General features: G+C 64.0%; 1 pseudogene. It reads right to left on the bottom strand.

The features are described from left to right. Window positions 1–397 (bottom strand): annotated as a pseudogene (locus ADK57_RS15410) (glycoside hydrolase family 32 protein); the annotation flags it as partial.

Below are 397 nucleotides of genomic sequence, written 5' to 3'. Positions count from 1 at the left end.
GTCCTTGAGGTTCTTGGACGAGTAGAACCGCACCTTGTGCTCGGCGGACAGCGACACCGTCATCAGCCAGCTCTTCGTCGGCGCGTACCACTGGACCTTGGGGTCGCGGAAGTTGTTGGAGCCGATGTCGATGACGGGATTGCCCTGGTACTTGGTCCAGGTGCGGCCGCGGTCGGTGCTGTAGGCGAGCGACTGGGACTGCTTGCCGCCGTCCTTGTAGGCGCTGGTGTAGATCGCCACCATGGGCGGGTTCTCCTTGGTACCGAACCCGGTGGAGTTGTCCCAGTCGACGACCGCACTGCCGGAGAACACCATCTCCTCGTCGTCGTGCGACAGGGCGAGCGGCAACTCCTCCCAGTGCACGAGGTCCTTGCTCACCGCATGCCCCCAGGACATG

The organism is Streptomyces sp. MMG1533, from assembly GCF_001279775.1.
In the GTDB taxonomy this organism is placed as follows: Bacteria; Actinomycetota; Actinomycetes; order Streptomycetales; family Streptomycetaceae; genus Streptomyces.
The sequence above is the reverse complement of the archived record's forward strand: the minus strand, read 5'-3'. Positions and strand labels throughout refer to the sequence as shown.